The organism is Planomonospora corallina (assembly GCF_042650625.1).
GTDB classification, from domain to species: domain Bacteria; phylum Actinomycetota; class Actinomycetes; order Streptosporangiales; family Streptosporangiaceae; genus Planomonospora_B; species Planomonospora_B corallina.
Map to the genome: position 1 here is coordinate 28,653 of NZ_JBHSBM010000030.1, position 18,538 is coordinate 47,190.

The window sequence follows — 18,538 nt, forward strand, 5'->3', positions numbered from 1 at the left end:
CGACCTGCTCGACCTGCTCGACCGGGTCAGGGCGGGCGGGCTCCCCGTCCCCATCCCCGGCCGGCTGCCGGGCCTGGAGGGCTGCCTGTCCACCGGGCTGGTCTGGCGGCCGGACCCGGCCGGGGACGGCGGCCTGCTCTCCGGGACGGCGGGCCCCTTCTCCGTGGGGGTCGCGCCGGGCGCCCTGCTGCTGCTCGCCGAGACCGCCGGCGGCCCCCAGGTGAGCCTGGTCCCCCTGCCCGATCCCGGGGTGGAGCTGCGCGAGCTGGCCGACCGCGGCGGCGGCCCGGCCGCGGCGGCGATCCTCACCGACGTCCGGGTCCCCGCCGAGGCGGTGCTGCTGCACGGCCGGGAGGCGGAGCGGGCGCTGGCCCGGGTGGGGCTGCGCGGGGCGGTCTACCAGGCCGCGCTCCTGACGGGGCTGGCCGCGGCCACGCTCACGGCGGTGGTGGAGCGCATCCGCAGCCGCCAGCAGTTCGGCCAGTCGCTGGTGAAGCACCAGGCGCCCCGGTTGCGGGTCGCGGGCCTGCTGGCCCGCCTCGACGCGGTGCGCTGGGCCGTCGCCGACGCCGCGCGGGCGCTGGACAAGGGTGCGCTCGGGTCGGGGGACGCGGCGGGGCTGCTCGCCCTGGCCGCGGAGACGGCCCTGGACGTCACCCGCGACGCGGTGCACCTGCACGGCGCCTCGGGGCTGGTCCGGGACTCGCTGGTCGCCTCCTGCTACCGGCGGGTCGCGTGGGAGGCGCTGCGCGGCGGACGGCCCACCCTGCTCTGGGAGACCGCCGCGGGCACGGGCTGAGCCCGGCCGTCCGCCGATCCGCCGGTCCGCCGGTCCGCCGGTCCGCCGACGCGCGGGCCGGCGGACCGGCGTTCCCGCCGGTTCCCGCCTCAGCGGGCGCCGATCTCCACCTGGACGTCGCTCGCGCCGAGCTGCACCGCCTTGACCTCGCAGAACGCGTCCAGGCCCCAGGTTCCCAGCTCGCGCCCGTTGCCCGACCGCTTGTAGCCCCCGAAGGGCGCGAGCAGGTTGAACGGAGCGCCGTTCACGTCGACCCTGCCGGTGCGCATGCGGCGCGCGACCGCCAGCGCCCGCTCCGCCGAGGCCGACCACACGGCCCCGTGCAGCCCGTAGTCGCTGTCGTTGGCGATGCGCACCGCGTCGTCCTCGTCGGTGTAGGGGATCAGCACCGCGACCGGCCCGAAGATCTCCTCCCGGGCGATCCGCATCCGGTTGTGCACGCCGGCGAAGACCGTGGGGCGGACGTAGAAGCCGCGGTCCAGGCCGTCGGGGGCGGCGGGCCCTCCGGCGACGACCCTGGCGCCCTCGCGCTCCCCGAGCCGGATGTAACGCCGCACCCGCGTCCGCGCGGTCGCGGAGACCAGCGGGCCCAGATCGGTGCGGGGGTCGAACGGGTCGCCCACCCGGAGGGATCCGGCGGCCGCCGCGGCGATCTCGGTCGCCTCACCGTACCGGGCGGCGGGGACGAGGAGCCGGCTCCAGGCCAGGCACGCCTGGCCGGAGTTGAAGCACGCCTGCCGGACGCCCGCGTCCACGGCCGTCTCGAGGTCGGCGTCGTCCAGGACGATGCCGGCGCTCTTGCCGCCGAGCTCCAGGTGCACCCGCTTGACGGTGCCGGCCGCGCGCCGGGAGACGTCCTGGCCCGCCCGCTGCGAGCCGGTCAGGGAGACCATCGCGACGTCGGGGTGCTCGGCCAGGACCGGTCCGACGACCGGGCCCGCTCCGCTGACGAGGTTGACCACGCCCGGCGGCAGGCCGCACCGGGCGAGCAGGTCGGCCAGGTGGAAGGTGTTGAGCGGGGTGATCTCGCTGGGCTTGAGCACGACGGTGCAGCCCACCGCCAGCGCGGGCACCAGTTTCTGCACGACCAGCAGCAGCGGGACGTTCCACGGCGTGACGCAGGCGACGACGCCGACGGGCTCGCGCAGCACCAGGGAACCGCCGAGCCGCTGCTCGAAGGGGTGGCCCGGCAGCAGGCCGAGGTAGGAGCGGAGCACCCCGAGGGCGAACTCGACCTGCACGCCGCGGGCCAGGTGGCGGGGCATGCCCACCTCGCGGGTGATCGTGTCGGCCAGGACGCCGGCGTCCGCCTCCATCAACTCCAGCAGCCTGCGCAGCGGGCGCAGCCGTTCCTCCAGCGGCAGGGCCGCCCAGCCCGGGAAGGCCGCGGCCGCGGCCTCCACGGCGCGGCGCGCGTCGGCCGCGGTGCCCGCGGGCACGCTGCCGACGACCTCCTCCCGGGCCGGGTCCACGACGGTGGACCTCTCGCGGGTGGACGACGGCGTCCAGCGGCCGTCGATCCAGAGCGCTCCGCGGTGCCCGGACGGCGCCGGGCGGGCGGGGGTGCCGGTGGCGGGCGCGTCCGCCGGCAGGGTCTCGGTCATGCCGTTCTCCTCGTCCTCCGGTCCCGCCGGGCTCTCCGGGCTCCCGGCGTCCTCCGGGGCCGGGGCGCGGCCGGGCTCGGCCGGACCCTAGGGCGGCCGGGTTGGCACCGGGTTACGCCGCTTCCGCCCGGATCGTCCCCGGCGGGAGAGCCGGCGCGCCGGGGGCGGCGGCACCGTCGCCGGCACCGTGGGTGGAAGCGTGGGTGGAAGCGCGGGTGGAAGCGCGGGCGGCACCGTGGGTGAAAGCGCGCGCGGAAGCGGCGTAACCCCGGACGAACCGACCCTCCCTACGGTCCACGGTGAACGACGACGTTCCGCGCCGGTGACGTCCGGCACGGTCCCAGGAAACGGAGGACGCGCAGTGGACCAGCGCATCAAGAACGTGGTCATCCTCGGCGGGGGAACGGCGGGCTGGATGGCCGCCTCCTACCTCGGCAAGGTGCTCCAGGGCGGCGTGCGGATCACGGTCCTGGAGGCACCCGCGATCCCGAAGATCGGCGTGGGCGAGGCGACGGTGCCGAACCTGCAGCGTGCCTTCTTCGACGTGCTGGGCATCCCCGAGGAGGAGTGGATGCCCGAGTGCAACGCGAGCTTCAAGATGGCCGTCAAGTTCGTCAACTGGCGCACGCCCGGCGCGGGTGAGAGCACCCCCCGGACGCTGCCGGACGGCCGGTCGGACCACTTCTACCACCCGTTCGGGCTGTTGCGGTCCCACGACGGGGTCCCGCTGTCGCACTACTGGTACAACGACGTCCACGAGGGCCGCACCGGCGAGCCGTTCGACTACGCGTGCTTCCGCGAGCCGCCCCTGATGGACGCCAAGCTCTCGCCGCGCCGGCTGGACGGGCGGCGCTCGACCGCGTACGCCTGGCACTTCGACGCGCACCTCGTCGCCGACTTCCTGCGCCGCTTCGCCACCGGGAAGCAGGGGGTCGTGCACGTCAAGGACGAGATGACCGAGCCCGTCCTCGACGAGCGCGGCTTCGTCACGGCCCTGCGGACGAAGGGCGGCCTCACCCTGGAGGGCGACCTGTTCGTCGACTGCTCGGGCTTCCGCGGCCTGCTCATCAACAAGGCCCTGGCGGAGCCGTTCATCGACATGGGCGATCACCTGCTCAACGACAGCGCGGTCGCGACGGCCGTGCCGCACGACGACGAGGCCGAGGGGGTCGAGCCGTACACCTCGTCCATCGCGATGCCGTCGGGCTGGGCGTGGCGGATCCCGATGCTGGAGCGCTTCGGCACCGGCTACGTCTACAGCAGCCAGTTCGCCTCGAAGGACGAGGCGACCGCCGACTTCGCCCGCCTGTGGAACCTCGACCCGGAGAACACCTCCTTCAACCACATCCGCTTCCGGGTGGGCCGCAACCGCCGGGCCTGGGTGAACAACGTCGTCAGCATCGGCCTGGCCTCGTGCTTCCTGGAGCCGCTGGAGTCCACCGGCATCTACTTCACCTACGCGGCGATCTTCCAGCTCGCCAAGCACTTCCCCGACCGGCGCTTCGACCCCGTCCTGATCGACCGGTTCAACCGGGAGATCGAGGAGATGTTCGACGACACCCGCGACTTCCTCCAGGCGCACTTCTACTTCTCCCCCCGCGTCGACACCCCGTTCTGGAAGGCCAACAAGGAACTGCACCTGACCGACGACATCCGGGAGAAGATGGCCGCCTACAAGGCCGGGCTCCCCGTCAACCAGCCGGTCACGGACGAGGGCACCTACTACGGCAACTTCGAGGCCGAGTTCCGCAACTTCTGGACGAACGGCAGCTACTACTGCATCTTCGCCGGCCTCGGCTGCCTGCCCGACAACCCGCTCCCCTCTCTGACCTACAAGGAGCGCTCGATCGAGCAGGCGCGGGAGCTGTTCGCCGACGTCAAGCGGGAGCAGCGGGAACTGCTGGCCACGCTGCCGAGCAACCGCGAGTTCCTCCGGCTGCTCCACGGCAGGTGACCGGAGTCCGCCGGCCGCCCCGGGCGCACGCGCCGGAGCACGGCCCGCGCCCGGGGAGCGCGGGCCGTGCTCAGCCCGGGGGGCGGTCGCCGTCGCGCCCCGAGTCGATCACCGGGTTGATGAGCCGGGCGGCCATCGCCTTGCGGACCGAGTCCACGCGGGAGACGGCGCCGAGCTTGGCGTAGATGTTGGACAGGTGCCGCTTCACCGTGGCCTCGGTGATGCCGAGCCGGGTCGCGATCTGCGAGTTGGAGTAGGCGTCTGCGGTGAGCCGCAGCACCTCCATCTCGCGCGCCGACAGCGGCCGGCTCCCCGCGTCCCGGTCGCCGCGCCCCAGGGTCTCGCGCGCCACCGAGAGCAGGACGTTGCGCGGGCTCTGGTTGACGGCGTGCAGGGCCGCGATCAGCTGGTCCCGGGCGATGTTCTTGACCAGGTAGGCGGCGGCTCCGCAGTCGAGCAGCTCCTGCACGATCCTGGAGTTCTGGTGCATGGTCAGGACGATGACCGTCGCCTCGGGGCAGAGCCGCCGCAGCCGGCTGACGACCTCCCGGGCGCCCGGGCCCGGCATCTCCACGTCCACGATGACGATGTCCGGCCGCAGGGCGGGCGCCAGTTCGAGGACCTTGTCGCCGTCGGCGGCCTGCCCCACGACGTGGAAGGCCGGATCCGTCTGGATCAGTTCCGCCAGTCCGTCGCGGAACAGGGTGTGGTCGTCGGCGAGCACCACCCTGATCCGCCGCTCATCCGGATCGGTCAACGCCGCCCGCCCTCTCCTCCTCCGCGGCGATGCTTCTCCCCGCCGCGCTCCACGGCCCGATGGCCGGATCCTCCGCCAGCGGCACCAGCACCTCCACCGTGGTCCCCTCCCCCACCGTGCTCAGCAGGTTGACGGTGCCGCCGAGCAGCGCCGCCCGTTCCCGCATCGACAGGAGCCCTCCACCACTGCGCGCGGCCCGCGTCGCCGCCACGTCGAACCCGCGCCCGCGGTCGCTGACCACCGCGCGCAGCACGCCGTCCAGTCCTTCCAGCTCGACGTGTATCTCCGCGGTGCCCGAGTGCAGCAGGGCGTTGCGCACCGCCTCCCGCAGGAGGATGTAGAGCTCCTCGCGGACCTCCCAGGGCAGGCCCGCGTCGGCGCCGGACGCCGTGAGAGTGGTCCGGGTGGAGCGGGGCACCGTCACCCGCAGGTACTTGCCGAGCGCCGTCTCCAGGCTGTCGTCGCCGACCCGCTCCCACAGGTCCGCCGAGAGCCGCCGGGTGCTCTGCAGTCCTTCGTTGATCGCCTGGCGGGCCATCGCCAGATTGCCGGCCGCGCGCTCGGGGTCGTCGTCCCGGTAGACCTCGTAGAGGTCGAGCTGCTGCAGCGCCACCCCCATGCCGTGCGCGATCCGGTCGTGGAGATCGCGTGCGATCCGGTGGCGCTCGTCCTGGTGGGCGGAGAGGAGCTTGGCGAGCAGGAAGTTGACGTAGGGCACCGAACCGACGGCGAGCCGCACCATGATGGACCGCTGCAGCTCCAGGCCGACCGTGACCGCCCGGTCCCGGCCGCACTCCCCCTCCTGCGGGGCGAGCCGGCGGGCGAGGACCGGGAAGGCCGCCTCGAACATCAGGGCGGCCGCGAGAAGGGACTGCGTGGGGTGCACGCCCTGCTCGGCCCGGGTGGCGCCGAGCTCCATGCTGAGGGGCAGGGACACGGTGTCGTCCTCGGGAGGGATCTCGCCGCAGCGGGACAGGACGTCGTCGACGACCAGGCCCGCCTGCCGGACGAGCTGCTCGGCGACCGCCTCCTCGCCCAGCACGACGCTTCCGGCGGAGCGCAGGCGCGCCCGGTAGGACGCCACCACCTCCGCGCGGAGCGCCTCCCTGTCGATCTCGTCGTCGGCGCCGGTCGTTCCTTCGCCGGTCTGTCCGTCGTCGTGCAGCGCCATCCCACACCTCGACACTAGGGAAAAATTCGGCCCGCCGACCAAAAGTAATTCTATTAACCGCAAAGTCCACTTAAAACGCAGATCGTACGAAATCTCTTGAAGCGAAGCAAGCCGCCAGTCAAAACGTTCGAAAGTGTTTCGAAAACCTCACTTTCCCGCAAGAGGGAAGAAACCGTGCAAGATCGTGAATTATCCGGCAGGCGCTGGCACGCCTCACTAAAGTGGGCCCTATGCCGATCATCACCCCGGAACGGGCCCGGCTGCTCCGTGCCCGGGCGCAAGGGCTGGCCGGAGGGGTCCGGGCCGCGGGCGCGGCGGAGGCCGTCGGACGCGCCTTCGCCGTCCAGGCCCAGGACGCCGAGGCGGCGGCCCTCGGTCTGCGGGCCCGCGCCGCGGGGCTCACCGGCAGGCAGGTCTCCGCCGCGTTCGGCGCCGACCGCGCCCTCGTGCGCGGCTGGTTCATGCGGGGCACTCTACACGTGGTGACGGCCGGTGACGCCCGGTGGCTGATCGGCCTGCTCGGACCGGTCTTCCTGGCGGAGAGCCGCCGCCGGTTCGCCGAACTCGGCCTGGACCAGCGGCTCCAGGACGCCGCCGAGGACCTGATCGCCGAGGCCCTGGCCACGGAGGGGCCGCTCACCCGTGCCGAGCTCACGGCCCGGCTGGCGGTCCTCGGGGTGGACCCCTCCGGTCAGGCGCCCTTCCATCTCATCCGCCGCGCCGCGCTGCGCGGGCGGATCTGCCACGGCCCGGACCGCGGGAGCGAGGCGACGTTCGCGGCCTTCGACGAACGGGTCCCCCCCGGCGGTGCGGAGCCGCCGGCGCGGGAGTCCGCGGCCGAGCTGGCCCGCCGCTACCTCGCCGCGCACGCCCCCGCCTCCGCCGAGGACTTCGCCTCGTGGTCCGGCCTGCCGATGCCGGCGGCCCGGAGCGCGTGGCGCGCCCTCCGGGACGTCGTCGAGGTCCGCGTCGGGGCGGGCGTCTACACGCTGCCCGCGGCCCGCCTGGAGGAGCCCGTGCCGGCGGACCCGCCCGACGTACGGCTGCTCCCCGCCTATGACGACTACCTGGTGGGGTACCGGACCCGGGAGCTGTCGGTGCCCGCCGCCCACGCCGGGCGCGTGTGGCCCGGCGGCGGCCTGATCCGCCCGGTCGTGCTGGCCGGCGGGTGGGCGGCCGGCACCTGGACGAGGCGGGGCACGGCCGTGGAGGTCACGCCGTTCGATCCCCTCCCGCCGGAGATCGAGGCCGGTGTCGCCGCCGAGTCGGCGGACGTCACGCGCTTCCTGGCGTCCCGGACGGGCTGACCGGCGGGAGCCGGGGGCGGGACGGGGGGACGCCGCCGGAGCGGGAACGGTTCGAGGCGGGCCGCGGATGGTGCGGCCCGCCTCGATGGTCCGGCTCCGGCGACGTCCGCCGCCGCGGCCGTCACCCCGTGATCGTCGCCACGGGGCGCTCCGGGCCGTCGGCCGGGTCCTCGTCCGCCGGCCCTCCGTCCGCGGGCTCCTCCGCCCGGGCCTCCTGCCCGCCTCCGGGCTGCTCGCGGATCGCGGCCACCGGCCCCAGCAGCAGCGTGAGGCCGCCGAGGCCGATGATCGCACCCGCCAGGACGAGCCCGGCGGTCAGCCCGAACGCCTCGCCGATCACACCGCCGGCCGCGTAGCCGACGGAGAGCGCGCCGTAGACCGCCGCGAGCGCGGTGCCGCCGACCCGGCCCATCTGCTCGTTGGGGGTGACGCCCTGCACCAGGCTGAGCACGTGGATGTCGAAGATCGGGCTGACGAACCCGAGGACCGCCTGGATGACCAGCAGGCCCGCGAAGCCGCCGACCGCGCCCGCGACCGGCGCCAGGACGTAGCCCGCGCCGAGCACGACGGCGACCAGCACCAGCGTCCGGCCGAGGGTGAGGACCTTGGCGACCTGCTCGGACAGGACGGCGCCGGCGATGACGAAGACGGCCATGACGGCCCAGGCGATGCCGACCTGGCCGGGGCTCAGGCCCAGCACGTTGTAGGCGTACACCAGGATCAGCGCGTCGCCGATCGCCGCGCCGAAGTTCACCACGACGTTGGAGACGAACAGGCTGCGCAGGATCGGGGTGCCGAACAGCGTGCGCATGCCCTCCTTCATGTCCTCGGCCGCGGACGCCTTGCGGCCCTCCACCCGCTCGCGGACCTCCCGGTGCCGGATGAGCAGCAGCGCCACCAGCGAGAAGAGGAAGGTGAAGGCGTCCACCGTGACGGCCCTGGCCGCGCCGAGGACCTGCATGAGCGCGCCGCCCGCGCCCGCGCCGACCGCCTCGGCGAGGCTCCTGCTGATCTGCAGTTTGGTGTTGCCCTCGACGAGGTTCTCGGCGCCGATGAGCTGCGGCAGCCATGACTGGTAGGAGACCTCGAAGAAGGTCGTGAGCACGCCGACGACGCCGGCCACGATGTACAGGTGCGGGAGCGTGACCGCGTCGAACACGAACGCCAGCGGGATGGTCGCGAGCGCCAGGAAGCGGCCGAGGTCGGCGATGATCATCAGGGAGCGCCGCGAGACCCGGTCGGCGACGAGTCCGGCCACCGGGGCCAGCAGGAAGAACGGCAGGAACCGCAGGGTGCCCAGCACGCCGACCTCGACCGGGCCGCCGCCGAGCGTGACGATCGCGATGGTCGGCAGCGCCAGCAGTGAGATCTTGTCACCGAAGTTGCTGATCGTCTGACCGGCCCACAGCCGATTGAAATCGGCGTGTCCGCCGAGGGAAGCCTTCGCCATGCCAGCGTCCTCTTTCCGGTTGGGTCGGGAGGTTGTTCTCGGTCTCGGGCGAGCGTAGGCGCGGAGGGTTATCGCCCAGTTATGCCGTCAACCCGAGTCATGCCTCTTGTCATGAATCTCCACCGCATAACCGCCGCTGCCTACGGTCCCGGCACCGACGTAATCCGAACGGAGGAATCCATGACCGCCCTGCACGAGGAACCGGGACCGGCCGTGCTCCCGCCCCCGCCGGACCTTCCCGCCGGGGCGGGCCCGCGCGGGTCCGCCCCGGCCGAACGGCACGAGCACCGGATGCCCCCCGCCCGCTGGGCGGCCCTGACCGAGGCGGCCCGGGCGCACGGCGCGCGCCCGGAGGCCGTGCTGGCGGCCGCCTTCGCGGAGGTGCTGCGGAACTGGTCCAAGAGCCCGGACTTCACCCTGGCCTACCGCCAGCCCGGTGGCGGGACCGTCCCGGTGGCCGCCGAGCGCACCGGCGACAGGTTCGGCGTCCGGGCCGCCAGGCTCGACCAGGCGATCGCCCGTGCCGTGGCCGCCTCCGCACCGGAGGGCGCGGCCGGCGACGGGGGCGGCCACGGCGCCCCGCCGGTGGTCGCAGGCCCGCTGGGGCCCGGCCCGGAGCCGGGGCAGGCCCTGATCGACCTGGGCTTCCGCGAGGAGGACGGCGGATTGTATCTGCGCTGGGACGCGCCGGGCGGGGCGCTCCCGCCCGGCCTGTGCGCCTCGATGTCCGGCGCCCTCGCCGAGCTGCTGGAGCGGCTGGCCGACGGCGGGCCGGACTGGACGCGGACCAGGCCGTCCCTGCTCCCCGCGGCCGACCGCGCGCTCGTCGACGAGGTGAACGCCACCTCCGCCCCGTTGCCCGAGACGCTCCTCCACGAGCTCGTCGTCGCCAGGGCCGCCGAGCGGCCGGACGCCGAGGCCGTGGTCGGCGGCCGCCGCCGGCTCACCTACGGCGAGCTGGCGGGCTACGCCCACCGCATCGGCCGCCGCCTGCGGCGCAACCGGGTGCAGGTGAACGAGCTCGTCGCGATCGTCATGGAGAAGGGCTGGGAGCAGTACGCCGCCGTGTACGGCGTGCTGGCCTCCGGCGCGGCCTACCTGCCGATCGACGCCGCCGTGCCCGCCGAACGGCTGGCCCGCCTGATCGAGCGCGGGCGCGTACGGCACGTGCTGACCCAGTCCCGCCTGGCCGGGCGGCTGGCCTGGCCAGGCGGCGTGACCGTGCACCGGGTCGACGAGGAGTTCGAGACGGGTGACGACGGCCCGCTCCCCTCGGTCCAGCGCCCCACCGACCTGGCCTACGTCATCTTCACCTCCGGGTCGACCGGCGAGCCCAAGGGCGTGATGGTGGACCACCGCGGCGTGGTGAACCTGGTGACCGACGTCAACACCCGGTTCGGCGTCGGCCCCGGCGACCGCCTGTTCGGCATCTCGGGACTGCACTTCGACGCGTCGGTCTACGACGTGTTCGGCGTGCCCGCCGCCGGCGGCACCGTCGTGCTGCCGGACCCGTTCGAGCGCGCCCAGCCCGACCGGTGGACCGACCGGGTGAAGCAGGAGCGGGTGACGCTCTGGAACTCCGTACCGGCGATCATGGAGATGATCGTCGGGCAGGCCGAGATCCGGGACGACCGCCCCCTCGCCACCCTGCGCCTGGCCGTGCTGTCCGGGGACTGGATCCCGCTCGCTCTTCCCGGCCGGCTGCGCGCGCAGGCCGACGACCTGCTCTTCGTCGGCTCGGGCGGCCCCACCGAGACGATCTGCTGGTCGGTGTTCTCGCCCGTCGGCGAGGTGGATCCGTCCTGGCCGAGCATCCCGTACGGCAAGCCGATCACCAACCAGCGCTACCTCGTCGTGGACGACGAGCTGAGGAGGCGGCCGGTGTGGGCGACCGGGGAGATGGCGGTGGTGAGCGAGGTCGGGCTGGCGCACGGCTACTTCGACGACCCCGCCAGGACCGCGGCCCGGTTCGTGACGCTCCCGGAGACCGGGGAGCGCGCCTACCTGACCGGCGACCTCGGGCGGCACCTCCCCGACGGCGACATCGAGATCCTGGGCCGCGAGGACCACCAGGTGAAGATCCAGGGGTACCGGATCGAGCTGGGCGAGATCGAGACGGTCCTGCGGGACCAGCCCTCGGTCGAGGCGGCCGTCGTGGTGGCGCCGCGCAGCGGGTGGGGGGTGCGCCGCCTGCACGCCTTCGTCGTCGGGCAGGACGCCCCCGACCCTCGCGCGCTGCGCGCCCGCCTCCGGGAGCTGCTGCCCTCGTACATGGTCCCGGCCAAGATCGAGGTCCTCGAGGCGCTGCCGCTGACCCGCAACGGCAAGATCGACCGGCTCGCCCTGGCCGAGCGGGCCGGCGGTACGGCCCCGGCGGCCCCGGCGGCCGGGCCGGCGCCCCGGCCCGGCCCGCGGGACCGGGCGGAGGCCGCGGACAGGCCCGCGCAGGAGCCGGGAAGCCCGCTGGAGCAGGTCGTCCGCGCGCTGATGGGCGACGTCCTGGGATGCGGGGAGGTCGAGCGCACCGACAACTTCCTGCGGCTCGGCGGCGACTCGCTCAGCGGCACCCGCCTGGCGTACGCGCTGCGGGAGCTGCTCGGCGTCGAGGTGCCGCTCCGGCAGGTGTTCGACAACCCCGTCCCCGCCGACCTCGCCGCGGCCATCGCCGCCATCCCGGACCACGGGCCCGCGGCGGTGGCCGCGGCGGCCGAGCTCGTCGCGGGTCTGGACGCGCAGGAGGACCGGGAGGAGGAGCCGGCCCTCCCCTGAGGGCCCCGCACGAAAAAGGGGCCGGACATCCGTCCGGCCCCGCAGCGCGTACGGGATCACAGGAGCACGACCTCCGACAGGACGGTCAGGTGGGCCGAGTACTGGGTCAGCATGAAGACCCGGTACGGCCGCCGCCGCGCCGCCCGGTCGCCCTCGCTCCACCGGCCGAGCGAGACGGCGGCGAGGACGGCGCCTCCGGCCAGGACCGGCACGGCGGCGGGCAGGAGGGCGGGGGCGACGGCCAGGGCCGCGGAGCAGAAGGACGCGCCCACCGCCACGGCGGCACCCGCGATGGCGACCCTGGCCCGGCGCTCGCCCCACACCAGCGGCAGGGTGCGGCGCCCCGCGGCCCGGTCCCCCGCGACGTCGGACAGGTCCTTGGCGAGCCCGCCGATGCCCATCCAGGCCGACATGGCGCAGGCGAACACCAGCACGGTTCCGTCGACGGGGACCCCGGCGGCGTTGATACCCGCCAGGTAGGTGACCAGTCCCGCGCCCACGACGGCCACCTGCACCCCCGCCACGGTGTTCTTCAGCGGGGCGGGACCCGTCGAGTAGGCCCAGCTGAGCACGAGGAGCAGGAGCGCCAGGAGGAAGAACCGCTCCGACACCGCCGCCGACAACGACAACCCGGCGACCCCGAGCAGGAGGGCGAGCCGCCCGGCGGTGAGCGCGGAGAGATCCCCTCGGGCGATCGGCCTGACGGAGCCGTTCGACCGGTCCTCGACGACGTCGGCGGCCCCGTTGAGCAGGTAGGCCGACCACGTCAGCAGGAGCCAGGCGGCCGCGCCCACCGCCACCACCCCCCACGCGACGCCCGCCAGGGCGCCGGCGCCGATGAGCGCGCCCGCCAGCAGCCGGAGCTGGAAGATGACCTGCACCGCGGGCCGGGCCTCGGTCCAGGACAGCCGCACCGTCCGGCCGCTGACCAGCGCGATCGGCCGGACCGCTGCGTTGACCTTGTACATGGGCTGCGTCATCAGGATGCCTTAATGTAGGCCGGTATCGACGCACTCATCGTTTACGGATGATCGCCCCCCGTACATTGCGCAAGGTGTGCACCCCACTACGACTAAAGTCGTAGACCCCCTTGCACCTTGGGGGCAACGCCCTTGATCAGGCCATTCGCGGGTCCATAACGTTCCGGCAGACCCGAGAACCGGGTTCGGAGCGCCGTCCGGCTCTCCGGGTCCCCTTTGAAAGGGCGGTTCCCATGCGCGCGGATTCCATGCCGGCGGTCACGGTCCACTGCCTGGGCAACTTCCGTCTGGAGATCAACGGCGTGCCGGTGGCCCACTGGCGCGCGGGCAAGGCGCGAGCGCTCTTCCAGTACCTCCTGGTCAACCGCGGCCGGCTGGTCCACCGCGACCGGCTCCACGAGGTGCTCTGGCCCGACAGCGACGACCGGAGCTCCAGCTCCCTCAAGGTGGCGGTGCACGCCGTACGCCGCGTGCTGGGGACGCACCAGAAGGACGACGGCTTCCAGCTCGTCCACCGGGACCACGGGTACATGCTGCAGGCGCGGAGCGCCTGGGTGGACCTCGAGGAGTTCGAGCGGGCCTTCCAGGAGGGCCGCGAGGCCTGGAGCGCCAAGGACCACCAGCGCGCCCTGGAGCGCTTTCAGACCGCCGCCGACCTCTACACCGGCGACTTCCTGGCCGGTGAGACGGGCGACTGGATCAACGAGCAGCGGCAGTGGGCGCAGAGCGTCGCGCTGCGCGCCCTGGCGGTGCTGCGCGCGGACTCACTGGAGCGGGAGGACTGGCCGGCCGCCATGCACTGGTGCCGCCGCGTCATCTCCCTCGACCCCTACCACGAGGACACCTACCAGACCCTGATGATGATGCACGGCGAGCTGGGCGAGCTGGGCCGGGTCAGAGACTGGTACGAGCTGTGCCGCCGCCGCCTCAGCAACGACCTCGACACGGAGCCGACGGAGCGCACCGAGCAGCTCCTCGCCTCACTGACCCGCCGCGGGGAGCGGTCCCTCGGTCCGGCGCTGGTCGGCGGCCCGGCGCTGGTCGGCGCCCCCTCGCCCGTATGACGGCCCGCCGCCCCCGTCTCCGCGGACGGCGCCGCGGTCAGGCCCGCTCCGGCCCGCGGACGCGCCTCGCCACCCAGTCGAGCAGGGAGCCCGCCTCGCGCCAGGCCGCCCGGACCAGATCGAGCGCCTCGCGGGAGGCGAGCCGCGGGCCGGGACCGAACCTGCGGCCGACGTCCAGTTTCCGGTGCCGGAGCAGATCGAGCCGGGGATGGTCCTCCGGGAAGCCGCGGGGGCGCGTCTTGAGCCGGTCCCCTCCGACGTCGAAGCCGCCCGCGCGCAGCCCCGCCACCAGGGCCGCCAGCTCCTCACCGCTCCCGTCGGAGTCGACGGTCTCCCGGTACCGGGCGACCTCCGCCGGATCGTAGGGGTAGAAGCGGCCGGAGGCGTACAGGCCCGAGGCGTCGATCTGCACCCAGTAACCCAGGCAGGGCGCGGTGTCGAGGTAGGCGCCCTGGTACGTCTTGTAGGGCGACTTGTCGTTGGAGAAGCGCGAGTCGCGCTGGGGGCGCAGCACCTGAACCTGCCCGAACTCCTCCGAAAGTTCTCCGGCCAGCGCCGCCATCGGCGCCCGGACCGCATTCTCGTAGACCTCTCTTCTGCGTTTCCAGAACTCCTTGGAATTGTCCGTTGTCAGGTCTCTGTAAAACTCGAAAGCCTCGTGGGGAAAACCGGCGAAATCCATGTCCGCCAGCCTCCCACAGAAACGGATCCACAGTATGCCCGTTGAAATCCATCCGGCCGTCGCGCAGCGCTGGGACGATCTCCGCACCGTCCTGTGCCCCACCGAGAACAGGCAGACCTGCTGGTGCATGGCCTGGCGCCTGACCACGGCCGACTACAACCGCAGGACCGCCGAGGAGCGGGGGGCGGTCATGCGCGGCCTGGTCGACGGCGATCCGCCGCCCGGGCTGCTCGCCTACGTGGACGGCGAGGTGGCGGGCTGGTGCAACGTGGGGCCCCGGGCGGACATGGCCCGCCTGACCGGCTCGCGCACCATCCCCCCGGTCGACGGGATCCCGGTGTGGTCGGTGGTGTGCTTCGTCGTACGGGCCTCCCACCGGCGCCGCGGCGTCGCCGAGGCGCTCCTGCTGGGCGCCGTGGACCACGCCCGCGCCCACGGCGCGCCGGCCATCGAGGGATACCCCGTCGATCCCGAGGGCGGACGGATCAACCCCTCCCTCGCCTACGTGGGGACCATGGGCATGTTCGAACGGGCCGGATTCCGCCGCCTGCTCAAGACCGAGGCCAAGAGCGACCGCCGGCACCGCTGGGTCGTCCGCCTCGACCTGCGCTGAGCCCTCCGCCGAGGGCCCGGCCGCGGCCTTCCGCCGACCGCCCTCCCGTTCCGCCCCGGCCACCGGGCGGAACGGGAGGGACCCGTCCGCCTCCCCCGTCATGAAAGGCAGGGACGACCATGAGTCCCACCATCGCCGGCATCCTGCTGCCCGCGGCGCTCGCCGTCGTCATGTTCGGCCTGGGGCTGGGGCTGACCCCGGCCGACTTCCGCCGCGTGGCGGTCCACCCCCGGGCCGTCCTCGTCGCTCTGGCCTGCCAGGCGCTCCTGCTGCCCGTCGTCTGCTTCGCGCTCGTCCTGCTCTTCGGCCTGCCGCCCTCCCTGGCCGTCGGCATGATGCTGCTGGCCGCCTCGCCCGGCGGGCCGACGGCCAACCTCTACAGCCACCTCTTCGGAGGGGACGTGGCCCTCAACGTCACGCTGACGGCGATCAACTCCGTGACCGCCGTCTTCACGCTCCCGCTGGTCGCCAACCTCTCCCTGGCGTACTTCTACGCCGACGCGGGCGCGCTGGGCCTGCAGTTCGACAAGACCGTCCAGGTCTTCGCCGTCGTCCTGGTACCCGCCGCGCTCGGCATGCTGATCCGGGCCCGCGCCACCGGCTTCGCCGACCGGATGACCCGCCCGGTCAAGGCGCTCTCGGTCGCCACGCTCCTGGTGGTGATCGGCGCCGCGGTCGGCACGCAGGCGGAGGCCCTCGTGAAGCACCTCGGGACCGTCGGGACGGTCTGCCTGCTCTTCAGCGCCGTCAGCCTCGCCACCGGCTACTGGCTGCCGCGCCTGGCCGGAGTCGCGCCGCGGCAGGCCGTCGCCTCGTGCATGGAGATCGGCATCCACAACAGCACCCTGGCCATCGCCGTCGCGATGAGCCCCGCCCTGCTCGGCGACCCGCGGATGGCGATCCCGGCCGTGGTCTACGGCGTCCTGGTGTTCCTCGCCGCGGCCGTCGCGGGCTTCGCCGTACGGCGCGACGCCCGGCCCGCGCCCGTACCGGTCCCCGTGGCCGGTCCCGCGGGGAGCGTGCGGCTGTGACCCCGCCGACCCCGCCGACCCCGCCGACCCCGCCGGTCCCGCCGTCGGCGCCGGCGCCGCCGTCCTCACCGTTCCCGCCGGCGCCGCCGGGCCCGGACCTCGCGGCCCTGCGCGGAGCCGTCGCGGAGTTCGCGCGCTTCACCGGCCCCGAGCGGTCCTGGCTGCGCCTGCTCGAGAGGACCGCCCCGCGGCTCGACCTCTCGCTCCCCGGCCATCCGCAGGCGCTGCTGGCCTGGCTGAACTCCTGGGGATGCAGGCTGCGCACGCCCCGCCCCGGTGAACCCGACGTCTTCGGCACGGCGGTGACCGGCTGGTGGACCCGCCGGGCCGGGCATCTCCCCGCTCCGGAGCGCTCCCTGGCCCTCCTCACGGACGCGGAGATCGACCGGATCGGCCTCTGCTACGCCGAACTCTCCGCCGCGCCCGCCACGGCCGGGGAGCGTCCCCGGACGGTCGGCGCCACGGCGGCCTCCAAGGCGCTGCACGCGCTGCGCCCCCGGGCGGTGATGCCCTGGGACGCGGCGATCTCCGGACGCCTGCACGGCTCGCGCACCCCCGCGGCGTACGCCCGGCACCTGCGGCTGGGCCGGTCGTGGGCGCGCCGCCTGCTGGAGGAGTCGGGCCTCGGCGAGGAGGCCCTGGCCGCCTCGCTCGGCCGGCCCGGGCGGCCGCTGGCGAAGATGCTGGACGACTACTGTTACCTGACCTTCAGCGCCTCGTGACAGGTCATGCCCCGTGGCGGGCGAGGACTCGGTAAAGATTCGGCCCGCGACGGCCCCTGATCCGGATGGGACGGGTGTTCCTGGGTAAGGCACCTCTCCCGGCCGCCGTGCGGCCGGGCCCGGCGGAGCGCAGCACGGAAAAGGGGCACGATGACGAGCGAGATCAGCGAAGGCACGGCCGCGGCGCGCGCGCTGGCCGCGCGGCTGCCCGGATGGACGGTCTGGTACGGCGAGCACACCCGTCGTTTCTGGGCTCTCTCCCGCACGAGGCGACCGGCCGGCGCCTCGCACGCCGAGGCGGGGACGGCCGAGGAGCTGGAGCGGGCGGTCCGGCTCATCGAGGACGGCGCCGCGCCGGCCTCCCCCTCCGCCCCGGCCCGTGAGGCTCCCGCTCCCGCCCGCGAGGCGCCCGCCCCGGAGGCGCCGCGTCACGGCCCGGCCGAGGCTGAGCGGGACCAGCGCCGCGCGCCGGCGCGGACGGCCGGCTGACCCCTCGCGGGACGGCGCCCGCGGGGGCGTGCCGGGCCTCCGGGAGCCCTCCGCGCGGCTCCCGGCCGGTGGCGGACCGGTCACCGCAGCGACCTGGCCAGGCTCCGCGCCGCGGTCCTGCTGGCCGCCAGGACCGTCTTGCCCGCGCCCCCGCTGCCCCCTGTGAAGGTGTAGACGCCCGGCACCAGCGGGCGCAGGGAGAGCGCGCCGGTCGCGTGGTAGCACTCCACGGCGGCGACCGCCGTGACCGCGGCGGCCTTCCCCGCGGGCGGCACGTAGCCGAGCCGCGCCCTGGCGACGTCCAGGACACGGGCGGTCAGCGCCGGGTCCGCCGGGGCCCTGCCCGGTGGCACGTCCCACCGGTCGGTGGGCAGGCCGAGCAGGGCCCGCCCGTCGGCGTACGGCCTGCCGTACAGGCCGGTGGTCTCGTCGACGAACGCGCCCGCCCCGCCCGGGCCGGAGGGCGTGAGCACGTACTGGATGGTCTTGGTCCGCAGGCCGCCGTCCGGCAGGCCGGTGCGCGCCAGCAGCGTCCGCGTCCACGCGCCCGCCGCCACCACCACCACGTCGAACCTCGCCGGCGGACCGCCGACCGGCCGGACCTCGCCCTCGCGGGTGACGCTCTCGATCCGGCCGTCGATGACGAGCGCCCCGGAACGGGCGATCTCCACCAGGAGCCTGTCGCGCAGCGCGTTCGGCGAGACGTAGCCGGCTCTCCGCTCGACCACCGCGACGCTCCCCTCCGGCAGGTCGCGGAAGGCGCCCCGGGCGGCGAGCCGCTCGGCGTCGAGCAGCTCGACCGAGTCCGGGACGCGCCGCCGTACGGCGTCCACGAGCTCTGCGGTGTCGCGCCCCAGCGCCGGCATCAGGTAGACCGAGCCGGTCTCCCGGTAGCCCGCCCAGGCCCGCAGCACCGGGTCCGACTGCAGCTCCGCGAGACTGGCCGACGCCTCCATGCACAGGTCGGGGTCGGGCTCGAAACCCCGGGTCAGCCCGCCGGAGGCCGCGCTGGCGTCGGTCCTGCGGTACGGCTCCCCGGTGAACAGGTGGACGGCGGTTCCCCGGATGGACTCGCACAGCCGCCACGCCAGGGTGACGCCGGCGATCCCTCCTCCGATGACGGCGATCCTCGGCATCACGCACCTC

Annotated in this window: 16 protein-coding genes; 9 read left to right on the top strand and 7 right to left on the bottom strand. The window is 74.4% G+C overall.

What is annotated here, in order from left to right:
• Positions 1-799 (top strand): acyl-CoA dehydrogenase family protein (locus ACFOWE_RS24750; protein WP_377291787.1); only part of this gene is annotated, 799 nt, incomplete at its 5' end.
• 89 nt (positions 800-888) lie between these two features.
• On the opposite strand, the gene ACFOWE_RS24755 is transcribed toward ACFOWE_RS24750, so the two are convergent.
• A complete protein-coding gene (locus ACFOWE_RS24755; protein WP_377291789.1) occupies positions 889-2,403 on the bottom strand; it encodes an aldehyde dehydrogenase family protein in 1,515 nt (504 codons plus the stop codon).
• A 361-nt stretch (positions 2,404-2,764) separates the two neighbouring features.
• Between ACFOWE_RS24755 and ACFOWE_RS24760 the strand changes: the two genes are divergently transcribed.
• The gene (locus ACFOWE_RS24760; RefSeq protein WP_377291791.1) at positions 2,765-4,357 is read left to right on the top strand and encodes a tryptophan halogenase family protein; all 1,593 of its coding nucleotides are present in this window, start codon (positions 2,765-2,767) and stop codon (positions 4,355-4,357) included.
• Positions 4,358-4,427: 70 nt separating this feature from the next.
• On the opposite strand, the gene ACFOWE_RS24765 is transcribed toward ACFOWE_RS24760, so the two are convergent.
• Together ACFOWE_RS24765 and ACFOWE_RS24770 are read right to left on the bottom strand one after the other, a co-directional pair.
• Positions 4,428-5,114: a response regulator gene (locus tag ACFOWE_RS24765; protein WP_377291793.1), complete on the bottom strand. Its 687-nt coding sequence runs from the start codon at positions 5,112-5,114 to the stop codon at positions 4,428-4,430.
• Positions 5,098-6,285: a sensor histidine kinase gene (locus ACFOWE_RS24770; protein WP_377291795.1), complete on the bottom strand. Its 1,188-nt coding sequence runs from the start codon at positions 6,283-6,285 to the stop codon at positions 5,098-5,100. The genes ACFOWE_RS24765 and ACFOWE_RS24770 overlap by 17 nt, the downstream gene beginning before the upstream one ends.
• Before the next feature lie 230 nt (positions 6,286-6,515).
• Here ACFOWE_RS24770 and ACFOWE_RS24775 point away from each other — a divergent pair, with 230 nt between their 5' ends.
• Positions 6,516-7,592 carry a winged helix DNA-binding domain-containing protein gene (locus ACFOWE_RS24775; protein WP_377291797.1) on the top strand — a complete coding sequence of 359 codons (1,077 nt, stop codon included), beginning with the start codon at positions 6,516-6,518 and terminating at the stop codon, positions 7,590-7,592.
• Between the two features lie 121 nt (positions 7,593-7,713).
• On the opposite strand, the gene ACFOWE_RS24780 is transcribed toward ACFOWE_RS24775, so the two are convergent.
• The gene (locus ACFOWE_RS24780) at positions 7,714-9,042 is read right to left on the bottom strand and encodes an MFS transporter (protein WP_377291799.1); all 1,329 of its coding nucleotides are present in this window, start codon (positions 9,040-9,042) and stop codon (positions 7,714-7,716) included.
• Positions 9,043-9,222: 180 nt separating this feature from the next.
• On the opposite strand from ACFOWE_RS24780, the gene ACFOWE_RS24785 reads away from it, so the two are divergent.
• A complete protein-coding gene (locus ACFOWE_RS24785) occupies positions 9,223-11,811 on the top strand; it encodes an amino acid adenylation domain-containing protein (RefSeq protein ID WP_377291801.1) in 2,589 nt (862 codons plus the stop codon).
• Between the two features lie 56 nt (positions 11,812-11,867).
• Here ACFOWE_RS24785 and ACFOWE_RS24790 read toward each other — a convergent pair whose 3' ends face one another.
• A complete protein-coding gene (locus ACFOWE_RS24790; RefSeq protein ID WP_377291803.1) occupies positions 11,868-12,791 on the bottom strand; it encodes a UbiA family prenyltransferase in 924 nt (307 codons plus the stop codon).
• 233 nt (positions 12,792-13,024) lie between these two features.
• Between ACFOWE_RS24790 and ACFOWE_RS24795 the strand changes: the two genes are divergently transcribed.
• Positions 13,025-13,855, top strand: a complete 831-nt coding sequence (locus tag ACFOWE_RS24795; RefSeq protein WP_377291805.1) for an AfsR/SARP family transcriptional regulator — start codon at positions 13,025-13,027, stop codon at positions 13,853-13,855.
• A 37-nt stretch (positions 13,856-13,892) separates the two neighbouring features.
• Here the strand turns inward: ACFOWE_RS24795 and ACFOWE_RS24800 are convergent, their stop codons facing one another.
• Entirely contained in the window at positions 13,893-14,537 is a 645-nt protein-coding gene (locus ACFOWE_RS24800) for a DUF2461 domain-containing protein (RefSeq protein WP_377291807.1), read from the bottom strand.
• 34 nt (positions 14,538-14,571) lie between these two features.
• Here ACFOWE_RS24800 and ACFOWE_RS24805 point away from each other — a divergent pair, with 34 nt between their 5' ends.
• From ACFOWE_RS24805 to ACFOWE_RS24820, 4 genes are all read left to right on the top strand, one after another.
• Positions 14,572-15,150 (top strand): GNAT family N-acetyltransferase, encoded by a 579-nt coding sequence (locus ACFOWE_RS24805; RefSeq protein WP_377291809.1) that lies wholly within the window; start codon positions 14,572-14,574, stop codon positions 15,148-15,150.
• Positions 15,151-15,269: 119 nt separating this feature from the next.
• Positions 15,270-16,181, top strand: a complete 912-nt coding sequence (locus ACFOWE_RS24810) for a bile acid:sodium symporter family protein (protein ID WP_377291811.1) — start codon at positions 15,270-15,272, stop codon at positions 16,179-16,181.
• Positions 16,178-16,903, top strand: coding sequence for a hypothetical protein (locus tag ACFOWE_RS24815; RefSeq protein WP_377291813.1), 726 nt, complete (start codon positions 16,178-16,180; stop codon positions 16,901-16,903). The genes ACFOWE_RS24810 and ACFOWE_RS24815 overlap by 4 nt, the downstream gene beginning before the upstream one ends.
• 150 nt (positions 16,904-17,053) lie before the next feature.
• Positions 17,054-17,392, top strand: coding sequence for a hypothetical protein (locus ACFOWE_RS24820; RefSeq protein WP_377291815.1), 339 nt, complete (start codon positions 17,054-17,056; stop codon positions 17,390-17,392).
• Positions 17,393-17,472: 80 nt separating this feature from the next.
• Here ACFOWE_RS24820 and ACFOWE_RS24825 read toward each other — a convergent pair whose 3' ends face one another.
• On the bottom strand, positions 17,473-18,528 hold the full coding sequence (locus ACFOWE_RS24825; RefSeq protein WP_377291817.1) for an FAD-dependent oxidoreductase: 1,056 nt from the start codon (positions 18,526-18,528) through the stop codon (positions 17,473-17,475).
• Positions 18,529-18,538: the final 10 nt, after the last annotated feature.